The sequence below is a fragment of the Bradyrhizobium sp. 141 genome (assembly GCF_023074055.1).
In the GTDB taxonomy this organism is placed as follows: domain Bacteria; phylum Pseudomonadota; class Alphaproteobacteria; order Rhizobiales; family Xanthobacteraceae; genus Bradyrhizobium.
This window is the reverse complement of sequence record NZ_JADPKR010000088.1, coordinates 1-5,051: the sequence shown is the minus strand read 5'-3', so window position 1 is coordinate 5,051 and position 5,051 is coordinate 1. Positions and strand designations below refer to the sequence as shown.

Genomic DNA, 5,051 nt, shown 5'->3' with positions numbered 1-5,051 from the left:
ATGGACCAAGTCAGCCGATCAGATTTTGGCTTCCGTCAAACGCTTCTGCCACAAAGCTCAACAGACTTTATGTGGCGAACTTTAGATTCACGTGACTAGGATGAAAAGTTGAAAAGACAAAAGGGGGAGCCGGTCGCAACTGCCGAGACAGAGGAGCTCGCCGACCAGCTCGCCGAACGGCTCAACGAGCATGCACATCAAGAAGAGCAGGATCGTTGGTCCGCTTGAGAAGTGGCGCGGGGCGCGCGCCAGCTGATCCCCGCTCCCCTGAAGGCCTAATTTCGTTCCGACATAGGAACTGAACTTACCTTTTGAGTTTTAGGGTCGTCGTCAGTGGCACAAGGAATACCTCCATGTCTCACATGTCTCAGCGACGCCGCAGAGTGAAGCACAACCAGTCCCTTGAAGAGCGATTGGGCGAGCAGGCCACCCAGCTCAAAGAAGAAGCTGCGCAGCTCCCCGCTGGTGCTGAGCGCGAGCGCCTTCTCAGGAAGGCGCGCTTAGCGGAGACGGGCGCGCATCTGAGCGAGTGGCTGACCTCGCCCGGTCTGCAACCGCCGAAGTAAGCCGCTGAAGCGGGATGGCCTTACGAGAACCGGCCCATCGCCAAACGCGCGTCGGACATGGGCCGCCCCGGGTGGATGGTCCGGACCTGGACAGATCCACGTATCGCGCCACAGACCGATTTCTCAACCTCTCGGCTGAAGAGACGTTCCTGTCAGATGCCCAACTGCCGAGTGGACGGCGGCAATAGAGGCGGCATCACTCCGGCGAAGAGGTCAGGCGGCCTCAATGTGTAATTTTCTCGACTTCGAAGGTGAACTTGACCTGCATTACCGGGCCGGCTTCGTCCCTGACCGCTATCGCCATGCGATGCTTAGCTGTGCGCGCGGCGCGGTGCACCGCTTCTCGGGCCATATCCGCTAGAGACTTGGCGGCTTCGGCCTGCACAGCGTGCATGTCCGAAAGTTCCAGTCCCTCTTCATCGACGGCAACCCCATCCCCCTCATGCAGATCGAAATAATAGCGCGGCATCGCTTAGCATTCCTGTTGCTGCTCGGGCTAAGCGGAAAGGGGCAATGCGTTCCTAAAACTCGGCCGGTGCCGAGGCTCCTAACGGACCAGCAAATCCTCGCCCGGCGTCAGCAGCCGCACATAGGTCCCGCTTTCGTGCAGCTCGATCCAGCCGCGCTGAATCGCGAACCGCAGACCAGCGCCGAACTCGCTGCCCTTGCCGCTGAGCGCGAACAGGAACGGCGCGTTAATCTTTTCGATATGGATGCGGCCGTTGATGGCCTGAATGCTCGCCGTCAGCTCGACGAGCCTGCGCGCGGCCGCGGCCGGATCGGCGTACGGGCGTGCCTCGACGTGCTTCATGCTGCAGCCTGTTTAATGTCGATTGGATAGCTCTCCAATAACCTGATTCCCTCGCCAGCCTAACGCTCTTCGTACGCCTGGCCCCGTCTCGCAAGAGCCGTGTTCGACCCCGATCAACTGGACGGTTAGCCAGCGTCCATGTCGGCTTTGGTGACGTATATCCGAGGTGGTCGAGGAGCTTGTTCAACTTCACTTCGATCGTGTGATTCTGCCAGAACAATACAGAACCAATGATGGCGATGAAGACTGCCGGTACACTTTCTGATAGGCGCCAGGCCGACTGCAGCGCAAGTGGCGGCAACTCGGTTGTGTCTGAGCAGCCTTTCGCCCGCTTTGCGCTACAAGCAGCCCCCTCGCAACTCTGAAGGGCGCGCACAGAAAAGGCGCGGAGCGCTGTGAAGCGACGCTCGAAAACAAGGGTCTGGCCGTACTGATCGCAGATTGCATTCTGAGCCTGCCACAATGGCGAGGGCATCAGTTCCTGCATTATCGCGCCCCGCGCAAGCGTCGACGCCCATCCGCGACCTTGAGACCAGGCTCGCCTTCGCGCTTGCGCATGAAATAGCAATCGACCGGCAATCGCTTCCCGTCCTCCTCGAACGCGATGTTCTGAAATGCCTTCTCTATCAGGGGGTCGGCGCGCTCGGAGGACTCGAAGATAACCGCCGTTGAACGAAACCTTGTCTAACGGGCGATGTCGGCAATACGCTTGTTGAGGACCATCGCGACAGTCTCGATTGCGCTCAACTCATCGGCAAACGCTGTCTCGACCGAAACGATAGCCCCAAGCCGGGCAAAGCACCTGAACGCCTTGACCAACCTCGACAACATCCGGCGCGTGATGGTGAGCAGGTGGCTGCACTATTAATTGCAGATACCCGCAACCTACCTGATGTTGTCCCCAGCAAAGAGGATGGGCAAAGATCGTCGAGCTGTGTCTCGCTTTCCTCGCTACAAGGCGAAGTACAAGCGGAGCCTCAATTCAACCTGCCGCTCTGAACCGAGCCTACTCCGAGGCTTTCGAATAGAGAGCGCGGCAAGCCTCCTGTTCTTTCCGATTGAGCTCCGCGACGTAGGCTTTCAGTTCCCGGTTGTCGTCGACGGCAAAGAAGCGCAGCGGCAGCGGGATCGGCTGCCCCTGCACCACGACCGGATCGGCTGTGTCATCGGGCAATTTTCTTGCCGTGATCGAGCGGTGCGTGACGCGGATTGGGATAGGGCGTCACATCCACGAGTTCTCCTTCAGGCGATACCCACACGGCATGATGGGTCAGGTAAACGTAGAGCGGGAGCCCCTCGATCTTCTGGGCGAAGCGGTGGTGGATGGTAACGTGGCGTGATGGCTGGCCCAACTCCGCAGCATTTCGTCGGGAATTTCCTGAACGAGATGGGCATCGTGGCCTATGAGACCGTTTGTCCGCGCCAGCTTCTCACCAGTTTCGTGCTCGCGGCGCAAATGCCATGCGAGGAAAACCACCGTATAGGCTTGAGCAACCGCGTATCAAGGTTCGTTTGCCGATGGCATCGCGATCGTTGGCTGGTCCAGCCGGGCGATCGAGAATCACGCGCTCGCACTCCAGCGCCGCATCGAAATACTTCCATCCCTGCTGTGCTATAGCGGGCTGCGGGTACAGATCGCGGCGTGGCTGAAATTTACCCATGCGACCCATTTGATCGCTACGCTGATCGCACCTTTGCCCGTGCATACGAGGATGTCGCCCGGCAGGATTTTCTCTGTGCGAAACGCAAAACACTCCCGAATTCTGTCGGTCGCAATGTAACTCCTCGACGAACGCTGTCCAGCGCCTTATCCTTCATGGACCTGTAGAAGGCGCTTAGGGGATATGAGGGATGCCATCGCGCCATGAGCTCACATCGACGGAGTAGTTGGTGTCGCTGAATGCCATATTGAGCGGATCGTCCAGCGAGACTTGAATGTCGCAATAGAATGGAAACGACAAATCGGCTTCGGCTCCGTCACCACGACGCAGGTCCGAATTTGATCCCCATTGAAGACCAATCGCGACGCCAAGGCCGGCAAATTAGGTGTGCGCAACGCGGTGAAGACGGCGCGTAACAAGATCAATGAGTTCGTGCGCGAGGTGGTGAAGGATCAGAACGTTGATCCGAGCCACGGCTGGCGGCATCGCTTCAAGACTGTCGGCATTGATCAGGCGTCGAGATGCGCGTGCTGGACGCTCTTCAGGGGCAGGCGCCTCGCAGTGTCTCGGAGGGTTACGGAGACGTGACCATCAAGGCGAAAGCGAGCGCTATCGCAAAGTTTCCAACCGTCGACGTCGCATAAGGCGCTGTTGCCGGACAGAAACGCTGCAGCCTGAAAGGTCTGCTAAGGGTCCAGATGGATACTTTGAATGAATGGAAGAGGCGGGCCTCACTCCTTCTGTCCGTTCTCTAGGAATGAGCCCGACTTAGGCGTAGCTTGCAAAACCTCCTCAGATTTCGCCAAAACTTTCTTGGCGAAAGCAATGGCCTTGCGGGCGTGTTCTATTTGTTTGCGATGTAGTCAGGGGGCCGATAAATGATCATCGGGAACCAACATCAGTTCCGGGATTTCGCGAAAAATGCTCCGGAGTTCCCTTCTCCGTAACGCTTCTTCACATTCCGCCATGATTTCGCGGCGTTGTCTGATCACCTCGCGACTCCGAGCGATAGCCTGGTCGGATGCCTCGAACAAACGCAGAGTTTCATCGCTGAATCTGTCGGCCATTTGATGCTCCTACCATGCAGGCGGGAGCGTGGCGTATCTCTCAGCCACCGACGCCTACGGGCAAAGCCTCGGCCGGTGATGGCAGGACAATAAGCTGGCTGTCAGATAGTTGCTAACAATTATTTCGGTGGTTGTAAGCCAGGCGATCTCAACCAATCGCTAACGTGAGAGGCTGTCTCGGCTTGCCGGGCCCTGCGGAGCGCTTCTTCGCGTACAGGCCCATGAGGAAGTAATTCGGCTTCTTCGCGGAGACGCCTAGCTTCATCGTCAAGGCGCACTTCGAGAGATAGGGTTTGTTTAAATCGACGGCGCTTCTGCATGACGCTACCTCGGGTCCTAACCGCGGGATTCGGAATTCCGATTCCTAATATGCCGGTTGGCGCTCGTCTGTTCCAAAGTGAACATTAATAATCAGGCCCCTCCCACATCAACCTAAAGCCGCCGCGCTCCGAAACGGGCCACTGCCCACCGAAGCGGCCGAAATTGGCCATTCTGCAGGCCGAACCAATGGGGCTAGACCAAGCTAGTTGGCCGTACCGACGGCAAAACGGCTAGCGGCGGGCGCGGTCCCAGACCTCAATTGCAAGGCCGTCCACATACCGCTGGCTTTCGGCGATAGCGGCGTCGTCATCTTCGCAGCTGGCGATCACGGGAACTCCCTGAATATGCCCTGCTAGTCCACGCGGTAGAAGCGATATACGGTCGATTTTCTACTCACCGTTCCGTTTGTTGCAACCACATTTGTGGCAAATCAGGCCACTGCGCTCGGAAACACCCCACCAAAGCTATTGGAACATGCCCGCAACGTATCCGCTCTGTCCCTCAAAAATCGAACTCGTTCGATCCTCTAGTCATCTGGAACGCAAGTTCGTCACATTAGTTGATAGCTCGAATCTCTGCAGAGGAGAGTGCGAGTGGCGAATGCAGGTGAGCGAGGCCGGCCGAT

General features: G+C 57.8%; 7 protein-coding genes. 2 read left to right on the top strand and 5 right to left on the bottom strand.

Features of this window, described 5'->3' with window-relative positions; genetic code table 11:
* Positions 1-362: 362 nt before the first annotated feature.
* Positions 363-566 (top strand): hypothetical protein, encoded by a 204-nt coding sequence (locus IVA81_RS27015; RefSeq protein WP_247323631.1) that lies wholly within the window; start codon positions 363-365, stop codon positions 564-566.
* Positions 567-789: 223 nt separating this feature from the next.
* Here the strand turns inward: IVA81_RS27015 and IVA81_RS27010 are convergent, their stop codons facing one another.
* From IVA81_RS27010 to IVA81_RS27000, 3 genes are all read right to left on the bottom strand, one after another.
* A complete protein-coding gene (locus IVA81_RS27010) occupies positions 790-1,035 on the bottom strand; it encodes a hypothetical protein (protein ID WP_247323629.1) in 246 nt (81 codons plus the stop codon).
* 78 nt (positions 1,036-1,113) lie between these two features.
* Positions 1,114-1,377 (bottom strand): hypothetical protein, encoded by a 264-nt coding sequence (locus IVA81_RS27005; protein WP_247323627.1) that lies wholly within the window; start codon positions 1,375-1,377, stop codon positions 1,114-1,116.
* A 1,006-nt stretch (positions 1,378-2,383) separates the two neighbouring features.
* On the bottom strand, positions 2,384-2,551 hold the full coding sequence (locus tag IVA81_RS27000; RefSeq protein ID WP_247323624.1) for a hypothetical protein: 168 nt from the start codon (positions 2,549-2,551) through the stop codon (positions 2,384-2,386).
* An 835-nt stretch (positions 2,552-3,386) separates the two neighbouring features.
* Here IVA81_RS27000 and IVA81_RS26995 point away from each other — a divergent pair.
* Positions 3,387-3,626: a hypothetical protein gene (locus IVA81_RS26995; protein WP_247323621.1), complete on the top strand. Its 240-nt coding sequence runs from the start codon at positions 3,387-3,389 to the stop codon at positions 3,624-3,626.
* Positions 3,627-3,901: 275 nt separating this feature from the next.
* Here IVA81_RS26995 and IVA81_RS26990 read toward each other — a convergent pair whose 3' ends face one another.
* Positions 3,902-4,105, bottom strand: a complete 204-nt coding sequence (locus IVA81_RS26990; RefSeq protein ID WP_247323619.1) for a hypothetical protein — start codon at positions 4,103-4,105, stop codon at positions 3,902-3,904.
* A 119-nt stretch (positions 4,106-4,224) separates the two neighbouring features.
* On the bottom strand, positions 4,225-4,425 hold the full coding sequence (locus IVA81_RS26985; RefSeq protein WP_247323617.1) for a hypothetical protein: 201 nt from the start codon (positions 4,423-4,425) through the stop codon (positions 4,225-4,227).
* Positions 4,426-5,051 lie beyond the last annotated feature (626 nt).

Bases quoted from the DNA above. Each gene is read 5' to 3' on its own strand.
- IVA81_RS27015 (WP_247323631.1), top strand. From the start codon at position 363: ATGTCTCAGCGACGCCGCAGAGTGAAGCACAACCAGTCCCTTGAAGAG.
- IVA81_RS27010 (WP_247323629.1), bottom strand. From the start codon at position 1,035: ATGCCGCGCTATTATTTCGATCTGCATGAGGGGGATGGGGTTGCCGTC.
- IVA81_RS27005 (WP_247323627.1), bottom strand. From the start codon at position 1,377: ATGAAGCACGTCGAGGCACGCCCGTACGCCGATCCGGCCGCGGCCGCG.
- IVA81_RS26990 (WP_247323619.1), bottom strand. From the start codon at position 4,105: ATGGCCGACAGATTCAGCGATGAAACTCTGCGTTTGTTCGAGGCATCC.
- IVA81_RS26985 (WP_247323617.1), bottom strand. From the start codon at position 4,425: ATGCAGAAGCGCCGTCGATTTAAACAAACCCTATCTCTCGAAGTGCGC.